Consider the following 20531-nt stretch of genomic DNA (forward strand, 5'->3'; position numbering starts at 1 on the left):
TGAAATGAAAGACAACGCCGGCGTTACTACGCCAGCGTGTCATATGGTTTTAGGCTTATGTTAGTCTTTGAGTCGTTCCACCAGCTCATCATATCTCGGACTCTTCAAGAAGTTGTCGATGGAGATATGCTCCGCATTCGGATTCTTCGCGATGGCCCGCTCGGTGAGTGTCTTCTGGGTAATGACGATATCCGCGTCATCCGGTATTTCGCTTACCGCCGAGTTCACAACCGTAATGTCGACGCCCGCTTGCTGCAGTTTCTTTCGTAATACCGAGGCGCCCATCGCGCTGGAGCCCATGCCGGCATCGCAAGCAAACACGATTTTATTCACATTCTCTTTGTCCAGATTAGCTACAGCCGCCGAAGCAGGGGCGACTTGGTCGTTCATGCCGCCGGTTTTCATTTCTCTCATCTTGGCGGATGCTTCTTCCAAATTCGGCTCTTCTTCGGTCTGTTTGCCTGTTCTGAGCAGCAATGCCGCTACAGCAAAGGAGACAACCGTTGCAACAAGAACACCAGCCAGGACCGAAATCAGGCCGCCTTTAGGCGCCATGGCGAAGTAAGCAAGGATACTGCCCGGCGACGCAGGACCCACCAATCCGGCTCCAAGAATCTGGAAGGTAAAGGTTCCGGCAACACCGCCTGCAATAGCAGCCAGGATCAGAACCGGCTTCATCAGAATATACGGGAAGTAAATCTCATGAATACCGCCCAGGAAGTGAATGACAACCGCCCCCGGCGCGGAAGACTTGGCAGATCCGCGTCCGAAGAACCAATAGGCAAGAAGAATGCCCAGCCCCGGACCGGGATTCGATTCCAGCATATACAGAACCGATTGGCCGATACGTGCTGATTCCTCTGTGGCGATCGGACTGAAGATCCCGTGGTTGATCGCATTGTTGAGGAACAATACTTTCGCAGGCTCAACGATAATGTTGACCAGCGGAAGCAGGTTGGCATTGACCAATACGTCAACACCGGCAGACAGCGCTTGGGTAATGCCCTGTACAAGCGGCCCGATTCCGGTGTACGCCACCAATGTCAGCGCGCCGCCAATAATGCCGAGCGAGAAGTTATTCACCAGCATTTCGAAGCCGGATTTGATTTTGCCTTCAATCAGCTTATCGAACTGCTTCAATACCCATGCAGCCAGCGGACCGACAATCATGGCCCCGAGGAACATCGGAATCTCCGCTCCGACGATAACCCCGACCGTGGCAACCGCGCCAATAACCGCACCGCGTTTGCCGTGGATCATCTGTCCGCCCGTGTAACCGATCAAGAGCGGGAGCAGGTACTTGATCATCGGATCAACCAGCGCGCCCAGATTCTCATTCGGGAACCAGCCGGTCGGGATGAACAGAGCCGTAATCAGCCCCCAAGCAATAAACGCGCCGATATTCGGCATCACCATACCGCTAAGGAGACGGCCGAGCTGCTGTACCCTTACGCGAATGCCTTTGGAAGCGTTTGTATTTGTCTCGTTGGACATCGTATAGACCTCCTAGTCATATTTGAAAATAAATCGGAATGTTGTTGTGTCGCTATCATCTGACATCTCTATGTTAAGTCAGCCCGGCAAAAGGCTCAACGAAAGGAAAAGCGGGTTTCGTCAAGAATATTGTTGACAACTTTTAAAAGGATCATGTCGTTTTTTTGAAAATACCGCTGCACCGCGGTTTCATTCGCTTCCCTTGATTCTGTATTTTCCAAGCTTTCACGCCTAAGCCACGTAATTTCACGGATTGCGTACATCCCCGTCATAAGTTCACAACATTCCTTCGGTAAACTGAACCTCATAACGGATAACAGCGTGAATCCGAACTTTCAACGATGGAGGTTTTCCCGCAAAATGAACACACCAGCAAGAAATCACATCGGCCTATCGATGTTTACTATCATTCTGTTGGCTTTGCTCGGTATGCCCCGCGTGATTGCCCATGATTTGCAATGGGTCGATCCCCATGGGTTCATCAACCGGCTGCTTGTCTTTATTCCCCCGATCATCTGGATTCTTTATGTACTCGAGAAGCGGCATAGCGTTAAACATCCTTTTGTCCCCTTAATGGCCATCGGCGCAGTCTATGGATTGTTCTTGGGCATTACCCATCAGCTATTGTGGAATATGGCATTCGAAACGCCGCCGGCCCTAGGCGGCAACCTGGCTGATCTACCGGCAGCAGCTAACAGCTTTCTGACCAGAGCCTTTGCCTTTATCAGCAGCATGGTGACAGGTACGGTGGTCGGCATCGTCTCAGGCATGGTGGCCACGGTGCTTCATCCGCTGGTGAAGGGGCGATCAAGACGCTAGCCTTGAACGGGTAGATACAAAAAAAGAAGCGTCGAGAGTCTCTCGGCGTTTCTTTTTCTTTAGCATGCTTTATGCTTCTACACAAAATGAGATAACACGAACACAGCCGGCGAATTCCAATAGATGGCTACCTCGTTGGTAGAATAGCTCTCCATCACATCGGCAAAGGAGGCTGCGGACGCCTTGCCGGCCAACTGCTCACGCGCGTAATCATCATGAAGTCCCTTGTTCGGTCCGCCAGAGAGTAGACCCGGGACTGGATCTTCCACGCCATCGCCTTCGGAAGGACGATGATGCGGGTGCAGGATTGGCTTAGCCCCATACCCTGTTACGTAGCTCATCCCCACCACGTTAGCCCCGAACACATAGTGTATGTGCTCGTGCACATGACGCTCATAGTCTTCAGAGCCAGACAGTCTTCCCGCCACCAGCAGGAGCATTGCATGATTCAATACCACCATATTGCTGCCCCAAATATATTGATCCGGCAGCAGCGAGATCCCATAACCGTCCCGAGCACTGACAGCGGCAAGCTCATCCGCACGCTGAAGCAGGCCCGTCATCAGTTCTTTCGCGAGCTCCGGCTCTTCTTCCCGCTCCGACATCAAATAGGCGAAGGTTCCATAGCCGCCCATGTCCGCCCATCCCAATTCGTATTTTTCGAAGGAGTCCTGCTTGGCTAAAGCTTGAAAAGCCTCATGATACCTCGCCTCCCCCGTTGTACGGTATAACTCTGCCGCGGCCCAGTACCGTTCATCCGCATCCTGGGCGTCACCGTACTCACCTGTAGCGATATCAGCCGGATTGCGGAAGCCCGGCGCGTCCGGATGTTCCTCCAGCCATGCCCAAGCGCGCTCCGCTGCTCTCAGACAGCTCGCGGCGAAGGTTTCATCATAGTGAGAATATACCCGCGCCGACATCGCCATGGCTCCGGCAAAACAACCGGTTGCCGTTGCGGAGATTGGCGACAGGTACAGCGGGGCCGTATCGTCCTCCGGCATCACGTCTCCCGCCGGAAACCGCAAGGTCGTGAGTTTATGGAACACGCCTCCCGATGCCTCATCCTGCATGCGCTGCATCCATTCCAGCTCATACCGGCATTCATGAAGCACGTCCGGCATGCAGCTGTCGCTTTCCGGCAGTGGCAGCGGCTGAGCAAACGCCTCCGGGTAAAACTCGAAAGCCAGCAGCAGGTCGGCTACCGCTTTGGCACCAGGCACGACATACTTGCCATAGTCGCCGGCATCATGCCATCCTCCCCAGGCATCCACCTGCGGCGATTCGTCTCCATGGACGATGGCAGGCGTAAGATGACATGCTCCGTGCTGCCAGGGTCCGGCATGCAGCTCATCAAGTATCGTCCCGCAGCGGAAATAATAAAACGCTTTCAATAATGCACGGTGCGCATCCTCGTATACCTCCTCGGCTATGACAAAAGGAACCGACGCTTGCCCATTCTCCGTCTCGATCCGATAAGTGCCGGGCATTGCCCATGCGGTGAAATCGCCCCGGCTTACGGTCTGCCCGCTGGCAGCATCCTCGATGGCCGGAGAGGTTTGCCCCTGCCAAACCACCTCGCCATTCAGCGAATCGACGACGTGAAACCGACCGCCCTGACCGGCAATAACGGCAATCTTAGCGTCCCGGCTCCGATAACCCAACTGGTTAACGGCAATGCCGTTTTGCTGTACGTGCTCCTTGTTCATCTCCTCTGCTCATCCCTTCCGATTGTCGATTCGAAATTTCCATGCTTTACAACTTCGATAGCTATGGTCATTTCCCTCTTATCCGCTGATAAATAGAACTGGAATGAAAGCAAGCCCTTCCTGCCGGTGAGGAAGAGCTTGTCTCTCATGTTTTCATCTTGAGTTCATCGTGTACTTGCGATCACGTTTGTCCATCCGCTTGTGTTTGCAAAATATAACCCTTTCCCCGGATGCTTTCAATGTCCAGAATGCCTCGCGTCTTCTTACGCACCCGATAGATCAGCGCATTCAGCTCCTCGGAGCTGACATCGGGCACTTCATCCGTTCCGCAGCTTCGCTCGGGCCAAATGTATACCTTAAGCTGATCCTTGGACACGAACTGCCCCTGGTGGTGAACCAGCAGCTCTATGCATTTGTACTCTTTTTCCGAAAAAGTATACACATCCTCGCCGTATAGCAGCTCCTGCTTGAAAGGATTCAGCCTAAGCCCGCCGGAGGCCTCAACCGCCGCCAGCTGCTTGATCAGCGGGGTAATGTCCATCGTCTCATCCATGCTGAGGATGGAGAAGGACAACACGATCAGATCTCCAGCGAGTACAATGGTATCTCCATGCTGAAGGGGAATTTCATCATGGGGATCCAGCCGTTTCTGATTGACGAAGGTACCATGCTTGCTGTTCAGATCCTTGATGCTGAACTTCCCGTTTCGATACAGCAGCGCTGCATGCCGCCGGGATACAAAAATGTTATCAAACGCGATATCCGGATCAAAGTGTTGGCCCTTGCGGCCAAGCACCGTTATGGGTTTGGTCAAAGCTATGACGTCTCCACGCTCATAGGGGTTCCCCCGCTCCACCATCAAAAAGGAGGATTTGTCCATCATGCTCCCTCCCGTTCTTATTATAACTGCTCATTGTGTTTATCAGTTCGCTATTATGCAATTGTTATGGTTCAGCTATTGAGTATGCGCCCAAAATCACTAAGATTTAGGAAAGAAGGATTTAAATAGAGAACTTAATTAGAGATAGAGATAAATATAATCTACTACTGCATATTGTATACGATTTTGGGGGATTGGATCATGCGAAAACTAAAAAGATGGAAGAAGATCATACTGTTTGCTCTTGTGCTGTTTGTATTTCTGTTTGTAAATAATACATCCCTGTTCACCAAAGACCGTGACGCCCAGCCACTGCTGCTGGCGCACCGCGGGCTTGGCCAGACCTTCTCGATGGAAGGCATTCAAGCTGACACTTGCACCGCCTCCCGCATCTATGTGCCGGAGCATGCTTACCTGGAGAATACCATTCCGTCCATGGAAGCCGCATTCGAAGCAGGCGCCGATATCGTGGAACTGGACATCAAACCAACCAAGGACGGCCAGTTCGCCGTGTTCCATGATTGGACCCTGGAATGCCGCACCAACGTGGAGGGCTCGGTCAAGGATTATACCATGGAGCAGCTAAAAAACATAGACATCGGGTATGGCTACACGGCCGATCAGGGAGCAACTTATCCTTTTCGGGGAAAGGGATTCGGGCTGATTCCGTCGTTAGACGAGGTATTAGAGGCATTCCCTGACGGCTCATTCCTGATCCATATCAAAAGCACTGACCCCGAAGAGGGAAAACTCCTGGCAGAGTATCTCTCCGGACTGCCGGTGAAGCGTCTCAGCCAGCTGACCGTTTACGGAGACGATGAGCCGATACGTGCATTAAAATCGCAGCTTCCCTCCCTGCGCGTCATGTCGATGGGTACGCTGAAGAGCTGTCTCGTATCCTACGCCGGAGCCGGCTGGAGCGGCTACCTTCCATCGGTTTGCCGAAACACCCAGCTGCATATACCGGAAAAATACGCCCGTTACTTGTGGGGATGGCCGGATAAATTCCTGAACCGGATGGACAGCATCAATACACGCGTCATCCTCGTCGCCGGGGACGGCGGCTGGTCGGAAGGCTTTGACTCCGCAGCGGATTTGGAGCGACTGCCGGAAGACTACAGCGGCGGGATTTGGACGAATCGGGTCGACGTGATCGCCCCGGAGCTGACCTTGAAGAAGAATGAATGAGTTGAAGCATCATGTTCGTTTCAATTCATGAATATGAGCGAGTTGCAAACCCGCATAAACCGGAAAATTAGCCCATTAAAAAGCTCCTGCCCCGCTGCGGGGCTTTTTTTATTTTCACGGGGTGAAGGGCAAAGTTTTTGGGACGTTTTTACCGATTACTATTAATAGGGGTCTTTTAGCCTAATTACATACTAGAATCATTGAATATATAGGAGTTGATATTTTGGCCAGGGAAACAGAGAAAAAAGGAATGGCGTGGTTTAAGAGTGCCCGCTCGAATCAGAACCAGCCCGAGAAGAACAGTACCGAACAAGAGGATATTGCCGTAGCGGCAGAAGAAGAGGCGGCTTATTCCGCGGAGCCTGAACTGCCCGCTGCAGAAGGAAACAAACAGCTATTCTCCAAGGATAACCAGGACAAGATCGGCCTCGATGTCATTGTTTCGATCGAGAACATGCTGAAGGAACGGCAACTGCTGACCTATAAAAATAGAGGCCTGGAGGATCAGCTCTTTACCGCGAACGAAACGATCAACCGGTATAAGCATGAGCAGATCAAGAGAGATCAGCTGGTTCAGGAGAAAAACAAGGAAATCCGCGAACTCGAGAACGTGCTGACTAACAAACAGATGACTTACGACCAGCTGCTGGAGGATTACAAGGAATACCAGCTAACGTCGAACCTGGCGTATGAGAAGCTCTCCAACCAGTTGGAAACCGAGACCGCCAAGTACAACAAGCTCTATGAGGAGTCTAACAATACGCAATATCAGAGCATGCTCAAGATCAACTCCCTTGAAGAGAAGGTCCGGGAGCTGGAGATTGCCAACCAGAAGTACGCGGAGCAATACCAGAACATTCTGGATGATAAAGCCAAGCTGATGCAGACCATCAATGATTTTACCGAGAAGATGTCCTTCTCCTTCTCACCGAAAACCACGGCTTCCAATACACCATCGGAATAATCATACCCGCATGAACAGCTAGAGAAAGGGGGGCCATCATGTCAGAATCCTATGGCAAAATCATAGAGCTGCTGGCGATCCAGAGGGATACCGAAGCATTCGGTCTACGAATCAACCTATCCCTTATAGAATCGGCGGAGCTATTATGGTTAACCGATAACGAAACCATAGCGAATATAACAGCCGTGTCGGAGTTCGACGGGGTTCATAAATACCGATTATCCTTGCATACCGCATGGGATGCAAACAAACAGCAGTACATAGGTTCCATTACACGTACATATCGTGATCATAGTGAGCGGTTTTCATTTGCCTGCTCCGTTCATTTCAGGAATCAATTAGAGTCCATCAAGAAGATCCGACATGAAGATGACTTGCACACGCTGCCCTTCCTGTCCACGCATCGATCCAAAGCGGATCAGCCCGAGGAGATGCAAGCCGAAGAGCACATAAAGGCCTCTCGTTTCGCAAGGAAACGGCGCCATCTTCCGCTTAAGCTGGTAAGCGCCGTCATGATGAGCTTGATTTTTGTTGTATTATTAAGTTCATTTAACTACTCATATCCCGGTGACATACGTCCTCACCCTGCAGTAACGGCCACTGCGGAAGCAGAGACCGTCATCCAATTGCTTGCCGAGAACCGGAGCGCCCTCATCGCGAAACCCGTGGCAGCCTTAAAGGCGGAAGAAGCGGAGAGCAAACCGAAGGATATCAACCCCTCTGCCTCCATTCAGCAGCTGGAGCTGGAGGATTTCATCTCGTTCGGCCTTCCCAAAGGCTATGTAGCCCTTACTTTCGATGATGGGCCATCCAAGCACTCCATCGATATCATGAATGTCTTAAAAAAACACAAGGTTGGCGGAACGTTCTTCTTCGTTGGCACCAACGTGAAAAAGCATCCCGACTATGTCAGGGCCATCCATGCGAACGGATACTCCGTCGGCAGTCATTCCATGACCCATAGCCAGATGCCAAGCCTTACCTATGAACAGCAGCAGGCAGAGTTGACCCGCGCGGCCAACCTCATCGAGCATATTACCGACGAGAAGCTGGTACTCTTCCGCCCGCCCTACGGGGCCTTTGACGATCGGACCGAGGCGTTAAGCCGGCAGCAAGGCAGTAAAATGGTGCTCTGGAACCGGGACCCCGAGGATTGGCTGACCCGCGACGAGGATAAAATCCTCGATTATGTCCAGCATATCGAGGCTTCCGGCTCCATCATACTCCTGCATGAATCGCAGGCTGTTGTGGACGCCTTGCCGAAGATTATTAAGCACCTGCAGGATCAGGGGCTCACTATCGTCAGTTTGCAATAGCCTACCTATACCTTAAGGAAAACGTCTATCGGCGAACTTCCTCAGCAGACAGACCGCATCTAGCGGAAGTTTTTCTTGCGAGATAAGAATGGTTAGCCTCTGAAGTTTAAGAAAGGGCCGTACCCGTTGTTCTGTAAACATCGGGTACGGCCTTTTTTTGGATAAACAAACGATGGTCCGAGAAGCTATAATTATTCGTCCCCCGGCCTTCTTAAAGGCTTTAGGAACGTAGCGTAGAATAAGTATGTTCGAGGTGAACCTATGACAACCTGGATTTCTGCCCGCAAGAAAGCCATTCTTGCTATCATCGCCGTTCTAGCTCTAACCGGCATCGTCTTCATAGCCTACTCTATCATCCACAGCAAGGAGAATCCTGACGTGACAGCAGCGTTCATTGAAGAGCATATGACCAACGATAATGGTACCATTGCCACCTATCTCAAGCCCGCTTTATCTCCGGGGAATATTACGGATTAATTCTGGTTCTTATCCTAGCTATCGTCTGCGTGCAGCTGACGACCCAGCTTATGGCCAAATTGGTCGATCAGGGCTCGATGGCCTATTTGCTGTCCGCCCCGACGGCAAGAGGGAAAGTGGCCCTCACGCAAGCCATGGTTATGACGAGCGGGCTCTTCCTTATCCTGGCTGTCACAACGTTGGCCGGATTCGCCGGAAGCGCTTGGCTGCTGGGGGATTCCTACGAATTTAATACCGCCCGATTCATCCAGATGAACGTAGCGGCGTTCCTTCCCTTTTTTGCCATCTCCAGCATCTGTTTTCTCGTGTCCTCGCTGTGTAATGACGAGAAGAAGGCACGAAGCATTTCCGGGTTGATTACGTTTGGGTTCTTCAGTCTGGATGTGATCAGTAAATTCAGCGAGAAGATCGAATGGATGCGCAACCTTACCCTCTTCTCTCTCTATCAGCCTGGTGATATCGTAAACGGGACGGGGGATTTCACGGTAACCTCCCTCGTGTTAGCCGCCATCGGCCTCATCGCATTCGGTTTGGCCGTCGTGTTATTTCGAAAACGTGATCTGCCGCTGTAATCCAGCCTATGTATTTGTACTGAAAGACAAGAAGGGCACCCTAATTGGGTGCCCTCTCTATATTTATTCTGCAATTCTGCTAGTATTCTGTTATTCACTTACCCCGTAATGATGGACTTCGCCTGCTCCAATGCCGAAACGACCTTATCGCACCATAGATCAAACTCTTCGTCTTCCCTCTGATGCTCCGGATGCGCTAATATATAGCCCACCGTCTGCTTGATTCCTTGATCGGCGCGAGTGGTTGCCACGAAATCGGGAACCAGCCGTTTCAGCTTGCTGTTATCGAACACAACGGTATTCGCTTTGTCTCCCAATAACGAGCCGCGGAAGTCCTGTGTGCTCGTGGCATCCAGGAACTCGGAAGACACATGGACCGCGTTCATCTGTACGCCTAGGGCATCCGCAATGATTTGGTAGATTTGATTCCAGGTTAGTGACTCATCCGATGTGATCTGCACCGACTCCCCAATGGCATGGATATTGCCCATTAGACCAATGAAGCCTTTTGCAAAATCCGTGTTGTGCGTCAACGTCCACAGCGACGTTCCATCCCCATGAATGAGGACGGGTTTATTCTCCAGCATCCGCTTCACGACCTGCCAGCTTCCTTGGCTGCCGTGCACGCCGAGTGGAATGGACCGCTCATCATACGTATGGCTAGGCCTTACGATGGTTACCGGGAAGCCATGTTCCCGATACTGCTTCATCAGATAGTCTTCGCAAGCGATTTTATTCCTGGAATAGGCCCAGTATGGATTGGATAAAGGCGTGCCTTCCGTAATGCGATAATCGGATAGTGGCGTCTGATAGGCGGAAGCGGAGCTGATAAAGATGAATTGCTTGGTTTTGTCCGCAAACAGACGGTAATCTCTTTCCAGATCGGCCGGTTCAAAGGCAATGAAATCAGCCACCACATCAAATTCAAGATCCTGAATCAGCTGTGCTACACGATCCTCGTCATGGATATCGGCTTGCAAAATATGTGCACCTTCCGGCAGAACGTCATTTCGATTTCCCCGATTCAACAGGTAAAGCTCGCACCCCTGTTCAAGCAATTTCCTCGTAATCGCCGAGCTGATCGTTCCCGTTCCTCCAATAAACAGCGCTTTCATAACCTGCACCTCCACTAGCATGATTGAGAAGACATTGCCTTGGTTCTTCCAAACTTAACGATAGCATGAGTGCAGTTCCATGACAATTGACGGAGGATGAATCCTTGATATTACTTGCCGGCGGATAAGGCAGCCTGTAGGCGGCTCATATGAATTAAATACGGTTTACGGGTTCCCTCTTTACGCAATATGCCTTCGGACACCAGTTGATGGATGATCGGCGTTACGGTTTCCCGGATACTCCCTGCCATGGAATACAGCCCCTTAGGCTTCTGTACATACGCCGACAAAAAGAGGCCCCCCATCTGTTGTTACAGACAATGAGCCTCTTGAGTTTCTTCTAATCGCTATCCTTATGTTATTTCGCCCATTTATGCAGAAGCGGCCCTTCCTCCCCGAAGACAGGGTCCGTATCCGGAACTGGCACGCTTCGGATTTCGTTGATCGCCTGCGCCCGATCCGTCGGGTTCCGCTCCCTCATATTCGGCGTATTCCCTTCGGGATAGGCGCCGATCACTTCAAAGTCAGGGGTGCTGGTGAGCTTCATATGGGCAGTACCTGCCGGCAAAACAATCACATCACCGGTGGCAAGCTCCAGCCGTTCTCCTGCATCGCCGCCCACAAGAACGGTCGCGCTTCCGGACCGTACACCCAGGACCTCGTGCGTGTTGCTGTGATAATGATGGTAATCGTATACGCCGCCTGCCCAGCTTCCGCTCCAGTGATGCCGGTTGAAGGCAGCCTCCAAGCCGCCCGGGTCATCTGCGAATACACCATTGTATACAATGACTGGCAGATCGGGATTATTGGGAACCTCTCCATCATCTCTCACGAAAAATGATCTGACATGTACCTCCACAGTTATCCGCTCCTTTCAACTCATTGATGCACTCGTAGTACCAGTACCCGGGGCGAGCCGTTTTCAAACCGAGTGTTCAAAAATAGTATTATGAAAGAAGGTCAAAGCGCTTTGACCGATCTTTGTTGTATAATGTCCGAGCCGCCCAGCATAGCCTCCGCAATCACCAGAAAATCCCCTCGTTTGATCTCAAAATGCCCATAACGAAAGGCATATCCCCAATTTCGATTCCCTCGCGTGAAGCTAAGCCGGTCCAATAGACGGGCTATTTTTACTTCCTGACTGGGAACATACCGGATATCCCGGCGGAAGGGGACAAATGATGCCGTCATGTGATATTCGTAGACATGATCATTCACAACCTGGCCCATGGCAGTAAAAGCCTGGAGTGCCTCTCCAGACTTCAAATTGGTGCGCGGGGAATAATAGATCAGCCAATCACCTTCGCGCATACGCCGCAGTGGTGCCGATTTACCGTGACATAGCTGGGCAAATCCCCCTTCCACCCCCAATTTCACATGGGATTCGGATACCACTCCAATCCAATAACGGGTCCGCTCTTCTAATCGATCAAGCATATCTTGATAGTCCATGTCCTGACGTCTCATCCTACACGCTGCTGCTCTAAAGTCTGTTTTAACCGATTCAGCTGCCGAAAATGATGACGGTAGTGCATCTCGATGAGCAAAAACCACTCTTGGGCATGCAATCCTCCGAACCTCGGATGGGGGACGGTATGCTGCAGGGATGCTTCACCAAGCTTCGGCTCGGTTTGTCTCATTCGTTGGATGACGGTATCCAAATCGTGCATCAACTGCTCTTTGGTAGCAGGCTGCTCCGGCGTATATTGAGGAGACGGCGGAACCTGAATGCGGATGGGTGGGAAACTGCCCTGTTCGAATATCGCCATACCTTGTTCCGTTTTTCCCGTTGGAGAGGCGGGTGCATCTCCGGTCGGGTTTAAACATAACTCAATATTTCGCAGATGCATGGATAGCGCAGATTGAATCAAGTGCTGATACATTTGCCCGATTGACCACTCGTCCGCTGCCTGTCTGTACTTTAGCTCCTCCATGCTGAAGCCATCCAGCTCCTGCAGATAAACCTGCACCGTCTCTTCAAACCGCTGTAATACGTCCGTTGTATTCATATCAACCACTCCCTTAATCGTCTTTGCACCCAATATATAAAAACGCTACTGACAACGTCATGTCAGTAGCGTTTTAACATATTTTCCGCTTCGTTGCGGATCCGGTCACGGAAGGATTCCGGCTCAAGGACAACGACATTCGATCCCCAGCCGAGCACCCACTGCATGATCTCCTCCGGCCGGCGAACGCGAAAGCTCACAAGCAGCCCGTCCTCGCATTCTTCCACTGTCTCCATGTAATAATTGCCTGCTTCCTTAACTCGATCCGATATCTGGGGATTTACCAGAATCCGAACCCGCAGGTTACGGTCATCTGGAGGTCGATAGTCCTCCAAGTTAAAATGCGGCGGCATCTCAAAACGCTCCTCAAGGACCCTTAGTTCCTTCATGCGGGACAGCCGAAAATGACGAATGCCTTGCCGGAGGTCACACCAGGCAACTAATGTCCATGAACCTTGAAGAAATGCCAGCCCATAAGGAGCTGCCGACCGAAAGCTCTTTCGGTCGCCTTTGGAATCGGGCATTTTCTTCACATAATGGAATTCTACCTTACGCTCTTCCAGTATGGCTCGGCGAACCATTCCAACATAATCCTTCTCTTCCCCTGAAGTTGCCTTGTTACCGGGAGTAATCAGCCGCATGGTCTTCCGAACCCTGGTAGCATCTGCACGGACAGGCTCCGGCAGAATAGACTCTATCTTTTTGCGGGAAGCCTGAGCTTTCAAACCATATCCTGCGTCAAAGCGTTGTTCGATGAAATCCGTTCCGATGAGCAGTGCCACCGCTTCCTCCGCCGTGAACATAACCGGCGGCAGAAAATACCCCGCCATTAACGAGTATCCTTGCCCGGGAGCTCCCATCACGGGTACACCCGCTTCGCTCAGGGCCTGAATATCCCGGTAGATGGTCCGGACGCTCGTCTCGAATATGGATGCCAAATCTTCAGCCCGCACAACCTTACGCTGCTGCAGCTCAAGCACGATAGCCAGCATCCGATCTGTTTTGTTCATGCCGCTGCACCTCCCGTTCCATGATGAAAGCCTGTAGTCTAGTTCGTTTCCGTTCCGGCGGAAGTTCTGCCAGAATAGAAGGTGTGGCTTAAACCTTTCCCCAGTACACCTTCGTCTCGTAATCAAAAAACACGCAGCCATCCTGCTCATTCCGTTCAAATATGGTGCGCAGTTCGTTCATCATCGGATCGTAGCTCGGATGCCCCGGCAGCGGAGCGTAAGAGGACGAGTGCAAACGGCCGCATAACCCCTCATAATCAAACGTCTGCCGATTGAAGAATTTTGCCTCCTTCATGTCCCCTGCCCGGAAAAAAGCAGCCAGCGTTTCGTGCGCAATGTTCTTCTGATCCACTTCTTTATAATCGGTACCATAGGTTAGGAGCAGCTGCTCATACGCTTCCAGGAACGGCGTTCCCTGTGTGAGCCTGGAATTCCATATCAGGGCAACCTTCCCGCCCGGTCTCAGGATCCGCCGGAACTCCGATTGGGCGGCGTCACGGTCAAACCAATGAAAAGCCTGGGCGCTCACGATATGATCCACCGATTGATCAGGCAGTCCCGTCGCTTCGGCTGAACCCGAGACCATTCGAAAGCCGGGCTTGCCTCCAAGGTCCGATTCGGCTTCCCGCATCGCCTGATTGGGCTCCACGGCCGTAACACGGCTCCCCCGCTTCAGCAGCAGCTTCGTGAATATCCCCGTCCCGGCGCCCATATCGGCAATCTCGCCGTCCAATCCTACCGTATCGTACAAATAATCCATGACCTCTTGCGGATAACTCGGGCGATACTTCGTGTACGAATCGACGCGATTCGAAAACCGTTCCTTGCTGTTCATCCTAAACCACGCTCCCATCCAAGTTATAAGCGAAATCCAGACAACAACGATCATGGTTTCACTAGATGAAATCTGATTTCATTTTCAACTCCATTTTATAGCAACACTCGCTTATTAGCCAGCTTTTGTTGCTGGGCAAGTTTCTCGCCTCTTCATGTCATCCTCCACTAGCAACAAAAAGTCCGACTTCATCTGGTTACAGACTAAGCGGACTTTACTTTGGTTCGTGATTGGATAGAATAAGCTGACTCTGCCGAGGGTAAATGGATATCGTATGAAGTTGAATGTCTTAGTAAAAACCCCACAGCTTAAACCCGCCTGCCGGACCTGTACGCCCAGTGGAATCTAGGGCTCATACTCGCTCAGCTTCCCTTCATAGATCAGCTGCAGGCGCTCGCTTTGGCGGAAATCGTCCGGTGTCACCAAGGCGGGCAGCTTATCCCATAGTCTGACTCCGGACCGCTGCAGAATCTCCGCCACGAATTGCGAACAGAAGTAGGAATTGCTGAATTCGATCGGTTCCTTTAGCGCGATGCCCAGGACGCCCAATATATTATAAAAATACTTTTTGTCTTTCCGGATAAAAGCCTGCAGGACCCGCTTCATTTTCGCGATGTCGCGTTCCGATACCTGAAGCTCATAGATGACGCACGTCGTGTTGGGATATTTGCTGAACGTTCCCGTCTTCAAATCCTCCTTCACAAACCCGCCGTTCAGAGGGTTGTTCGGATTCTTTCTCCCGAAGCTATATAACTCTGACAGCTCCCGGTTAAAGGATATCGAAGCGTGGTTGTAAGGTGCTCTCGTGTAGCCCTGAATGACTTTCGTAAAGAGCGTTCCGGTATTGGTAAGCAGTATAAAGACCGATTGATCGTCTACCATTTACGAAATTTCCCCTTATCCGTATTGAATTATTCCTTCATAATAACATATGATTCCTTTAGTAGAACAAGAATGATACCCGTGACAAGTTGGTGATGATAGGCATATGGACAGCTCGCTTTTAACCTTAATCCTGATATTCTCCGTCTTATCGGTCATCCAGCTCCTGTATTACGTGATGAGCAAGACGCAGCCGAATATCGACTATACCGAAGTCGGATTTCGCATTAAAACCTGGTGGGGCATGCTGGTCATCTTCTGCTTGGCGACGCTGCTGAATCCGGTGGTTTCCCTGCTATCCCTTATGGTGCTGACCTTCTTTACCCTCAAAGAATATTTCTCGATGATCAAAACACGAAAAGCCGATCGTCGCTTATTTCTGTGGGCGTATTTAACCATACCGGTCCAATTCTATTGGATCTACATCGAATGGTACGGGATGTTTATCGTGTTTATTCCGATCTATGTATTCCTGGTGCTGCCGCTTCCGCGATTGATCAATAAAGGCACTGTGGGATTTATGCGCAGCGTCAGCTCAACCCAATGGGGACTGATGCTCATGGTGTTCGGTCTCAGCCACCTGGCCTATTTCCAGTTTGCCACGCCCCAGTATGGAGCAGGGCTGGTGCTGTTTCTCGTCGTCTTAACGCAGCTGAACGATGTGGTGCACACGATCGCCTCCCTTTATTTCGGCAAACGAAGAATCGTGCCGACCTCGAACCCGAATCTGACTTGGGAAGGCTTTGCCTGCGCGTTTATCGCAACCACCGCAAGCTCCTATCTCATCTATCCCTATCTGACGCCGCTCAGCCCGACATTTGGCCTTCTGTCCGGCATGCTGATCAGCCTCGGCGGCTTCTTCGGCAGCTTGACGGTTTCGGTGCTGAAGCGCGATTTGTTAATCGGGGATGACGGACGGTTCGATGCCTTGAAAAAAAGCTATTTGAGCCGGGTCGACAGCCTGACCTATACCTCACCGATCTTTTTTCATTTCATCCGTTACTTTTACGACTTTATGTAGTTACGTGCCAGACAACCTCTCAGGTACAGCACGGCGCGCTGCAACCTTTAGAAGCCATAACCATGCGAGCTTAGGCTCAACTTGGTTATGGCTTTTTTCAATGCATGAAATCCTATTAGTACGATACCCTTGAATCCTTGTTCTCCATGGGCTACCATGCCAAATCGCTTTAGCCTCCTAAAATATAGAAAGTCGAACCAAAACAGAGACTGCTCTCGAAAAGCATCTATGTATTCGTTTTCTTGCTCCATTGAGCGGTTTTACATTTATGAGCCAATTACGATAGTTTATTACATAGAGTGTCATATGGATTTATATGTAATTAGAGGTTTTAAATGGATGATATTATCCCTTTAAACCTGAATTTTATCCCTTGACATTGCTTGCTATAGAAACAGCGCATACCTAATCCAAGTCCAATAGAGTAGGCGCACCATACTGGTCTTCATTACAAAGAGAGACAAAGAAGAGAGGAGTGAGGAGTTTGCAGTACTTTTTTTATGGATTAGCCGGCGTATTTCTCGTGTTTCAAACCCTGTATACGTTCATCCCGTTGTTATGCAGCAAGGTGAAGAAGCTGAATCCCGATCTCGCCGAAAAATCAATCTCTGTGCTCGTCCCCGCTTACAACGAGGAGCTGACGATTCGGAATTGCATCGATGCCATGGCCGGCTTGCATTACAGCAACTATGAAATCATGATCATCAACGACGGCTCCAAGGACGGGACGTTATCCGCGCTTGACGAACTCCTGGATTTGGAGCCGGATGCCAGGATGGCAGACCGTAAACTGACTTACAAGCCCATAAAAGGATTCTATCGCTCGAGTCGATACCGCCATATTTACGTTATCGATAAGGTCAATGGCGGGAAAGCGGACTCGCTGAATGCGGGCATCGATTATGCCGCCTCCGATATCGTGATCACCTTGGATGCGGACAGCATGCTGGAAGCCGATTCGCTCATGTATGTGAATCAATATTTTCACGATGACGACATCATTGCGCTGGGCGGTACCGTCAAAATTGTACAAGGTGCCGTACGGGACAAGAACGGTGCCATCGTTGAAAAGTTTCGCGGAAGAGGGCTCATTAAGAGCCAGATCATCAATTATACGCACGGCTTCTACGTTCGCAAGCTCACGCAATCGTATTTTAATTCCATCGTGGTGATTTCAGGCGCCTTTGGCGCCTTTTATAAAGACGTTCTCGTTCTTGTTAACGGCTTCCGCAGCACGGTAGGGGAGGATATCGACATTACGCTGAAAATTCACGAGTACATCAAAGCCAATCAGTTGAAGAAAAAACTCGTCTACGCCCCCGAAGCGGTATGCTATACCGAATGTCCGGAGAATCTTCAGAATTTCTATAAGCAGCGCATTCGCTGGCAGAAGGCGTTCATTGACTGCATTCTCATCTATTGGTCCAGGCTGTCCCGGAAATTCAGCGTCAGCGTGAGCCTGTTCTTTGCGATTGACGGATTTATGCTGGGGACGCTCTCGGCGTTTACCACGATATTTTATCTGGGGCAGACACTGATCGTTGGCGGGAACATCCTGCATGCGATCATCTTCCTGCTGATGAGCGTGCTGCTGAATGCGGCACAGATCATCATCGCCTTGTACTTATGCCGTAAATATGGCAGCACCTATACATTCTCCGATTATGTGAAGATGTTCTTGTTCAGCCAAGTGGAGCTGTTAACCTATCGAAATTTGCTGCTGTACATTAACATTGCGGGAACGTTCAAATATTTTGACAATGATGAGGGCTGGGGCTTCGTGGAGCGCAAAGGCGTAGCTGCTATCAGCCAGAACATTGCCGCAGGATCGAATTAACTTATGGTGAAGGAGGCTGTCTGAAACAGCATGGTTCCCAATAAAAGAATTATCTATGTCGATATTCTAAGAATTCTATCCATTGTTGCTGTCATTATCCTGCACTACACAGCGGAGGTGCTCACCAGCACGAATGATTTCCATTCCTCCTCCTGGTGGATCAGCAACGGGTTCAACTCCATATCCCGCTTTGCCGTTCCGGTCTTCTTCATGATTAGCGGAGCGATGATCCTGCGCACAAAGATTACATCCTACGGGGAGTTCTATACAAAACGCGTTGTACCGCTGCTCATTCCCCTTCTGACCTGGTCGCTCATTTATGGCTTGTACAATCAATACTATCTGATGCGAAGCAAGCTGAATGCCTATGAGTTCGTTGTTGACTTCGGCTATCGGCTGCTGACCGACCGGAATTATGTGCATTTGTGGTTCCTGTACGCCATTATTGCCATTTATATGACGGTGCCTCTGATGAGCAAATTCATTAAATCCTGCAGCGAAAAGGATTTGCGATATTATCTGCTCCTCTGGTTCATCGTCAGTATCGCCTATCGCTTCATCTCGGATGCCGTATTCCGTGCAACGGATCAATACATCAACATTCCGATCATGAACATCCCGTTCTTCATGGGTTTCCTCGGCTATTTTATCCTGGGATACTATCTCTTCCATTTTGAGCTGCCGCTCAAAGCCAAAAACATCCTATACAATCTGGGCATCATCTCGTTTTTTATCACGCCGGTGGCCACCTATTTTGTCTCGCTGCGCAGCGGTGTCCTGGACGAGATGTTCTACGGGAACTATTCTGTCACCACTTTCTTCATGGCTGTCGGGTTGTTTATCTTCTTCAAGGAGAAGGAAGCGGCGATCAGCGATCACGTGAACCATAAAATCCAGAAATTGATCAGCTCGGTCTCCCGGGCCAGCTTCAGCATCTATCTGATTCACCTGCTGGTCGAGATGATGTTATCCGGCCGAACCGAGGTCGAGGCCACGTTTCTGGAAGCCTCCCTCAGTCTGATCGTGAATATCTCCATTATCTTCGCCATCAGCTACATCACCGTCAAGGTGCTGAACCTAAGCAAAACGGCAACCTACATTCTATTCGGCGGGCGGGGTTAAAGGACGATGCGAGTAACGATATATACGAAAATATTCATTGTGGTGCTGCTTGCAGGCATGAGTCTCTATTTCTATCAGATCTCCGCGGCGGAAGACCGGAAAATCACGGCAGTATATGTGGAGGCCTGGCAGGATTACCGAAACATCAAACTATCGGAGAAAGGCGTGGATATCGCGTTTATCGCTTTTGCCAAGATCAAAGGAACGGATCTCTACTTCCATGAAGACAGTACAACCAACAACCAGATCAAAGATAACGTCAAGCAGTTGAAAGCTTCGAATCCGAAGACCCAGATGGTGCTGGCCGTAGGCGGTTACGGGGCAGATGGCTTCTCCGACGCTTCGCTGGACGGCAACCGGTACCTCTTCACCGAGAGCATTATCAACCTGGTCAAGGAACTGGACCTGGACGGCGTGGATATCGACTGGGAGTATCCGGCGTTCCATGCCTGGAATACGCAGAAAGCGCGCCCGGAGGATACGAAGAATTTCACCAGTCTGATGAAGGAACTGCGGGAGAAGCTCTACAGGCTGCCTCACAAGAACAAGAAATATCTGCTGACCTTTGCTTCCGGAACGCAGGACTGGTACTTCCAGAACGTCGAGGTCAAAAAAGTGGAGAAATACGTGGATTACATCAACGTCATGACCTACGACCTGACAGGCAAGTGGTCCGACACCACAGGCTTTAACTCCAATCTGTATGTGGACAGTCAGGGGAAATCCAAACACTCCATTGATGGCATCATCTCGATGTATCTGGCCCATGATATCGACAGCAAGAAGCTGCTGCTCGGCGTCCCTGCTTATTCGTACGGCTGGAAAAACGTAAAAGAGGCCAAGGGTACCAAAGACGGACTCTTCGCACCCGGAACGCCCATCGACATCGACAAGGTGAACCTCAATTATAAGCAGATCGAGAAAGCCTACCTGAACAAAAACGGCTTCACGCGTTATTTCGACAACAAAGCCAAAGCCGCCTACCTCTATGACGGCCATACCTTCATCAGCTACGAGGATAAAGAAGCCTTGAAGGAGAAGGTGGCGTACATCCAGAGTAAGAATCTCGGAGGCGCGATGGTCTGGCAGTACGCCCAGGACGCGGAGGACGGCATCGTGAAGTATCTGGCAGAGCATTTGAACGAGAGGCAGCAAGCCGCCAAACGGTAACATACGGTGCCTTCCATTAAGCTAGGCCGCCCCCGTTGGAGGAGTGTAAACCTGCAGGAACCCCTTCATACGTGAAAAAAGCCGATGATCATCGCAGTCGAGTGCGGATCATCG

Annotated in this window: 22 protein-coding genes; 10 read left to right on the forward strand and 12 right to left on the reverse strand. The window is 50.7% G+C overall.

The window, feature by feature from the left end; genetic code table 11:
• Positions 1-60: 60 nt before the first annotated feature.
• The gene (locus tag PLA01S_RS13590) at positions 61-1494 is read right to left on the reverse strand and encodes a PTS mannitol transporter subunit IIBC (protein ID WP_127592679.1); all 1434 of its coding nucleotides are present in this window, start codon (positions 1492-1494) and stop codon (positions 61-63) included.
• Between the two features lie 360 nt (positions 1495-1854).
• Between PLA01S_RS13590 and PLA01S_RS13595 the strand changes: the two genes are divergently transcribed.
• Entirely contained in the window at positions 1855-2313 is a 459-nt protein-coding gene (locus PLA01S_RS13595) for a hypothetical protein (RefSeq protein ID WP_127592680.1), read from the forward strand.
• Positions 2314-2390: 77 nt separating this feature from the next.
• On the opposite strand, the gene PLA01S_RS13600 is transcribed toward PLA01S_RS13595, so the two are convergent.
• From PLA01S_RS13600 to PLA01S_RS13605, 3 genes are read right to left on the reverse strand one after another with little or no spacing between them, the layout of a single operon-like run.
• Positions 2391-4019 (reverse strand): glycoside hydrolase family 9 protein, encoded by a 1629-nt coding sequence (locus tag PLA01S_RS13600; RefSeq protein WP_127592681.1) that lies wholly within the window; start codon positions 4017-4019, stop codon positions 2391-2393.
• Positions 4016-4168, reverse strand: a complete 153-nt coding sequence (locus tag PLA01S_RS31960; protein WP_164817418.1) for a hypothetical protein — start codon at positions 4166-4168, stop codon at positions 4016-4018. Before PLA01S_RS31960 ends, PLA01S_RS13600 begins: the two co-directional genes overlap by 4 nt.
• Before the next feature lie 32 nt (positions 4169-4200).
• Positions 4201-4899: an FHA domain-containing protein gene (locus PLA01S_RS13605; RefSeq protein WP_127592801.1), complete on the reverse strand. Its 699-nt coding sequence runs from the start codon at positions 4897-4899 to the stop codon at positions 4201-4203.
• Positions 4900-5100: 201 nt separating this feature from the next.
• On the opposite strand from PLA01S_RS13605, the gene PLA01S_RS13610 reads away from it, so the two are divergent.
• From PLA01S_RS13610 to PLA01S_RS13630, 5 genes are all read left to right on the forward strand, one after another.
• Positions 5101-6087 (forward strand): glycerophosphodiester phosphodiesterase family protein, encoded by a 987-nt coding sequence (locus PLA01S_RS13610; protein WP_127592682.1) that lies wholly within the window; start codon positions 5101-5103, stop codon positions 6085-6087.
• A gap of 223 nt (positions 6088-6310) precedes the next feature.
• The gene (locus PLA01S_RS13615; protein WP_100541212.1) at positions 6311-7051 is read left to right on the forward strand and encodes a hypothetical protein; all 741 of its coding nucleotides are present in this window, start codon (positions 6311-6313) and stop codon (positions 7049-7051) included.
• A 38-nt stretch (positions 7052-7089) separates the two neighbouring features.
• Positions 7090-8367, forward strand: a complete 1278-nt coding sequence (locus PLA01S_RS13620; protein ID WP_127592683.1) for a polysaccharide deacetylase family protein — start codon at positions 7090-7092, stop codon at positions 8365-8367.
• Positions 8368-8628: 261 nt separating this feature from the next.
• Positions 8629-8844 (forward strand): hypothetical protein, encoded by a 216-nt coding sequence (locus tag PLA01S_RS13625; protein ID WP_246059484.1) that lies wholly within the window; start codon positions 8629-8631, stop codon positions 8842-8844.
• A 29-nt stretch (positions 8845-8873) separates the two neighbouring features.
• Positions 8874-9416 carry an ABC transporter permease subunit gene (locus PLA01S_RS13630; RefSeq protein ID WP_246059486.1) on the forward strand — a complete coding sequence of 181 codons (543 nt, stop codon included), beginning with the start codon at positions 8874-8876 and terminating at the stop codon, positions 9414-9416.
• A 98-nt stretch (positions 9417-9514) separates the two neighbouring features.
• Here the strand turns inward: PLA01S_RS13630 and PLA01S_RS13635 are convergent, their stop codons facing one another.
• The 8 genes from PLA01S_RS13635 to PLA01S_RS13670 all read right to left on the reverse strand — a co-directional run bounded on the left by PLA01S_RS13635 (position 9515) and on the right by PLA01S_RS13670 (position 15267).
• Entirely contained in the window at positions 9515-10531 is a 1017-nt protein-coding gene (locus tag PLA01S_RS13635) for an SDR family oxidoreductase (RefSeq protein ID WP_127592685.1), read from the reverse strand.
• A gap of 110 nt (positions 10532-10641) precedes the next feature.
• A complete protein-coding gene (locus PLA01S_RS13640; RefSeq protein WP_174819214.1) occupies positions 10642-10821 on the reverse strand; it encodes a hypothetical protein in 180 nt (59 codons plus the stop codon).
• A 68-nt stretch (positions 10822-10889) separates the two neighbouring features.
• On the reverse strand, positions 10890-11390 hold the full coding sequence (locus PLA01S_RS13645) for a cupin domain-containing protein (RefSeq protein WP_127592686.1): 501 nt from the start codon (positions 11388-11390) through the stop codon (positions 10890-10892).
• A gap of 101 nt (positions 11391-11491) precedes the next feature.
• Positions 11492-11983, reverse strand: coding sequence for an EVE domain-containing protein (locus tag PLA01S_RS13650; RefSeq protein ID WP_371860416.1), 492 nt, complete (start codon positions 11981-11983; stop codon positions 11492-11494).
• Between the two features lie 11 nt (positions 11984-11994).
• Entirely contained in the window at positions 11995-12540 is a 546-nt protein-coding gene (locus PLA01S_RS13655; protein WP_127592687.1) for a DinB family protein, read from the reverse strand.
• Positions 12541-12602: 62 nt separating this feature from the next.
• A complete protein-coding gene (locus tag PLA01S_RS13660; protein ID WP_127592688.1) occupies positions 12603-13550 on the reverse strand; it encodes a helix-turn-helix transcriptional regulator in 948 nt (315 codons plus the stop codon).
• Between the two features lie 88 nt (positions 13551-13638).
• Positions 13639-14385 (reverse strand): class I SAM-dependent methyltransferase, encoded by a 747-nt coding sequence (locus PLA01S_RS13665; RefSeq protein ID WP_127592689.1) that lies wholly within the window; start codon positions 14383-14385, stop codon positions 13639-13641.
• Between the two features lie 345 nt (positions 14386-14730).
• Positions 14731-15267 carry a hypothetical protein gene (locus PLA01S_RS13670; protein ID WP_009591201.1) on the reverse strand — a complete coding sequence of 179 codons (537 nt, stop codon included), beginning with the start codon at positions 15265-15267 and terminating at the stop codon, positions 14731-14733.
• 106 nt (positions 15268-15373) lie between these two features.
• Here PLA01S_RS13670 and PLA01S_RS13675 point away from each other — a divergent pair, with 106 nt between their 5' ends.
• The 4 genes from PLA01S_RS13675 (at position 15374) to PLA01S_RS13690 (ending at position 20417) form a co-directional block, all read left to right on the forward strand.
• A complete protein-coding gene (locus PLA01S_RS13675) occupies positions 15374-16288 on the forward strand; it encodes a phosphatidate cytidylyltransferase (RefSeq protein WP_127592690.1) in 915 nt (304 codons plus the stop codon).
• 484 nt (positions 16289-16772) lie between these two features.
• Positions 16773-18125, forward strand: a complete 1353-nt coding sequence (locus PLA01S_RS13680) for a glycosyltransferase family 2 protein (protein WP_127592691.1) — start codon at positions 16773-16775, stop codon at positions 18123-18125.
• Between the two features lie 30 nt (positions 18126-18155).
• Positions 18156-19247, forward strand: a complete 1092-nt coding sequence (locus tag PLA01S_RS13685) for an acyltransferase (RefSeq protein ID WP_127592692.1) — start codon at positions 18156-18158, stop codon at positions 19245-19247.
• Positions 19248-19253: 6 nt separating this feature from the next.
• Complete coding sequence (locus PLA01S_RS13690) at positions 19254-20417, forward strand: glycoside hydrolase family 18 protein (RefSeq protein WP_127592693.1); 1164 nt, start codon at positions 19254-19256, stop codon at positions 20415-20417.
• Positions 20418-20531 lie beyond the last annotated feature (114 nt).

Source organism: Paenibacillus lautus NBRC 15380, from assembly GCF_004000945.1.
Classification (GTDB): Bacteria; Bacillota; Bacilli; order Paenibacillales; family Paenibacillaceae; genus Paenibacillus_AQ; species Paenibacillus_AQ lautus.

Excerpts from the sequence above, each read along its gene's own strand:
- PLA01S_RS13590 (WP_127592679.1), bottom strand. The coding sequence starts at position 1,494 with ATGTCCAACGAGACAAATACAAACGCTTCCAAAGGCATTCGCGTAAGG.
- PLA01S_RS13595 (WP_127592680.1), top strand. The coding sequence starts at position 1,855 with ATGAACACACCAGCAAGAAATCACATCGGCCTATCGATGTTTACTATC.
- PLA01S_RS13600 (WP_127592681.1), bottom strand. The coding sequence starts at position 4,019 with ATGAACAAGGAGCACGTACAGCAAAACGGCATTGCCGTTAACCAGTTG.
- PLA01S_RS31960 (WP_164817418.1), bottom strand. The coding sequence starts at position 4,168 with ATGAGAGACAAGCTCTTCCTCACCGGCAGGAAGGGCTTGCTTTCATTC.
- PLA01S_RS13605 (WP_127592801.1), bottom strand. The coding sequence starts at position 4,899 with ATGGACAAATCCTCCTTTTTGATGGTGGAGCGGGGGAACCCCTATGAG.
- PLA01S_RS13610 (WP_127592682.1), top strand. The coding sequence starts at position 5,101 with ATGCGAAAACTAAAAAGATGGAAGAAGATCATACTGTTTGCTCTTGTG.
- PLA01S_RS13620 (WP_127592683.1), top strand. The coding sequence starts at position 7,090 with ATGTCAGAATCCTATGGCAAAATCATAGAGCTGCTGGCGATCCAGAGG.
- PLA01S_RS13625 (WP_246059484.1), top strand. The coding sequence starts at position 8,629 with ATGACAACCTGGATTTCTGCCCGCAAGAAAGCCATTCTTGCTATCATC.
- PLA01S_RS13635 (WP_127592685.1), bottom strand. The coding sequence starts at position 10,531 with ATGAAAGCGCTGTTTATTGGAGGAACGGGAACGATCAGCTCGGCGATT.
- PLA01S_RS13650 (WP_371860416.1), bottom strand. The coding sequence starts at position 11,983 with ATGGACTATCAAGATATGCTTGATCGATTAGAAGAGCGGACCCGTTAT.
- PLA01S_RS13655 (WP_127592687.1), bottom strand. The coding sequence starts at position 12,540 with ATGAATACAACGGACGTATTACAGCGGTTTGAAGAGACGGTGCAGGTT.
- PLA01S_RS13660 (WP_127592688.1), bottom strand. The coding sequence starts at position 13,550 with ATGAACAAAACAGATCGGATGCTGGCTATCGTGCTTGAGCTGCAGCAG.
- PLA01S_RS13665 (WP_127592689.1), bottom strand. The coding sequence starts at position 14,385 with ATGAACAGCAAGGAACGGTTTTCGAATCGCGTCGATTCGTACACGAAG.
- PLA01S_RS13670 (WP_009591201.1), bottom strand. The coding sequence starts at position 15,267 with ATGGTAGACGATCAATCGGTCTTTATACTGCTTACCAATACCGGAACG.
- PLA01S_RS13675 (WP_127592690.1), top strand. The coding sequence starts at position 15,374 with ATGGACAGCTCGCTTTTAACCTTAATCCTGATATTCTCCGTCTTATCG.
- PLA01S_RS13685 (WP_127592692.1), top strand. The coding sequence starts at position 18,156 with ATGGTTCCCAATAAAAGAATTATCTATGTCGATATTCTAAGAATTCTA.
- PLA01S_RS13690 (WP_127592693.1), top strand. The coding sequence starts at position 19,254 with ATGCGAGTAACGATATATACGAAAATATTCATTGTGGTGCTGCTTGCA.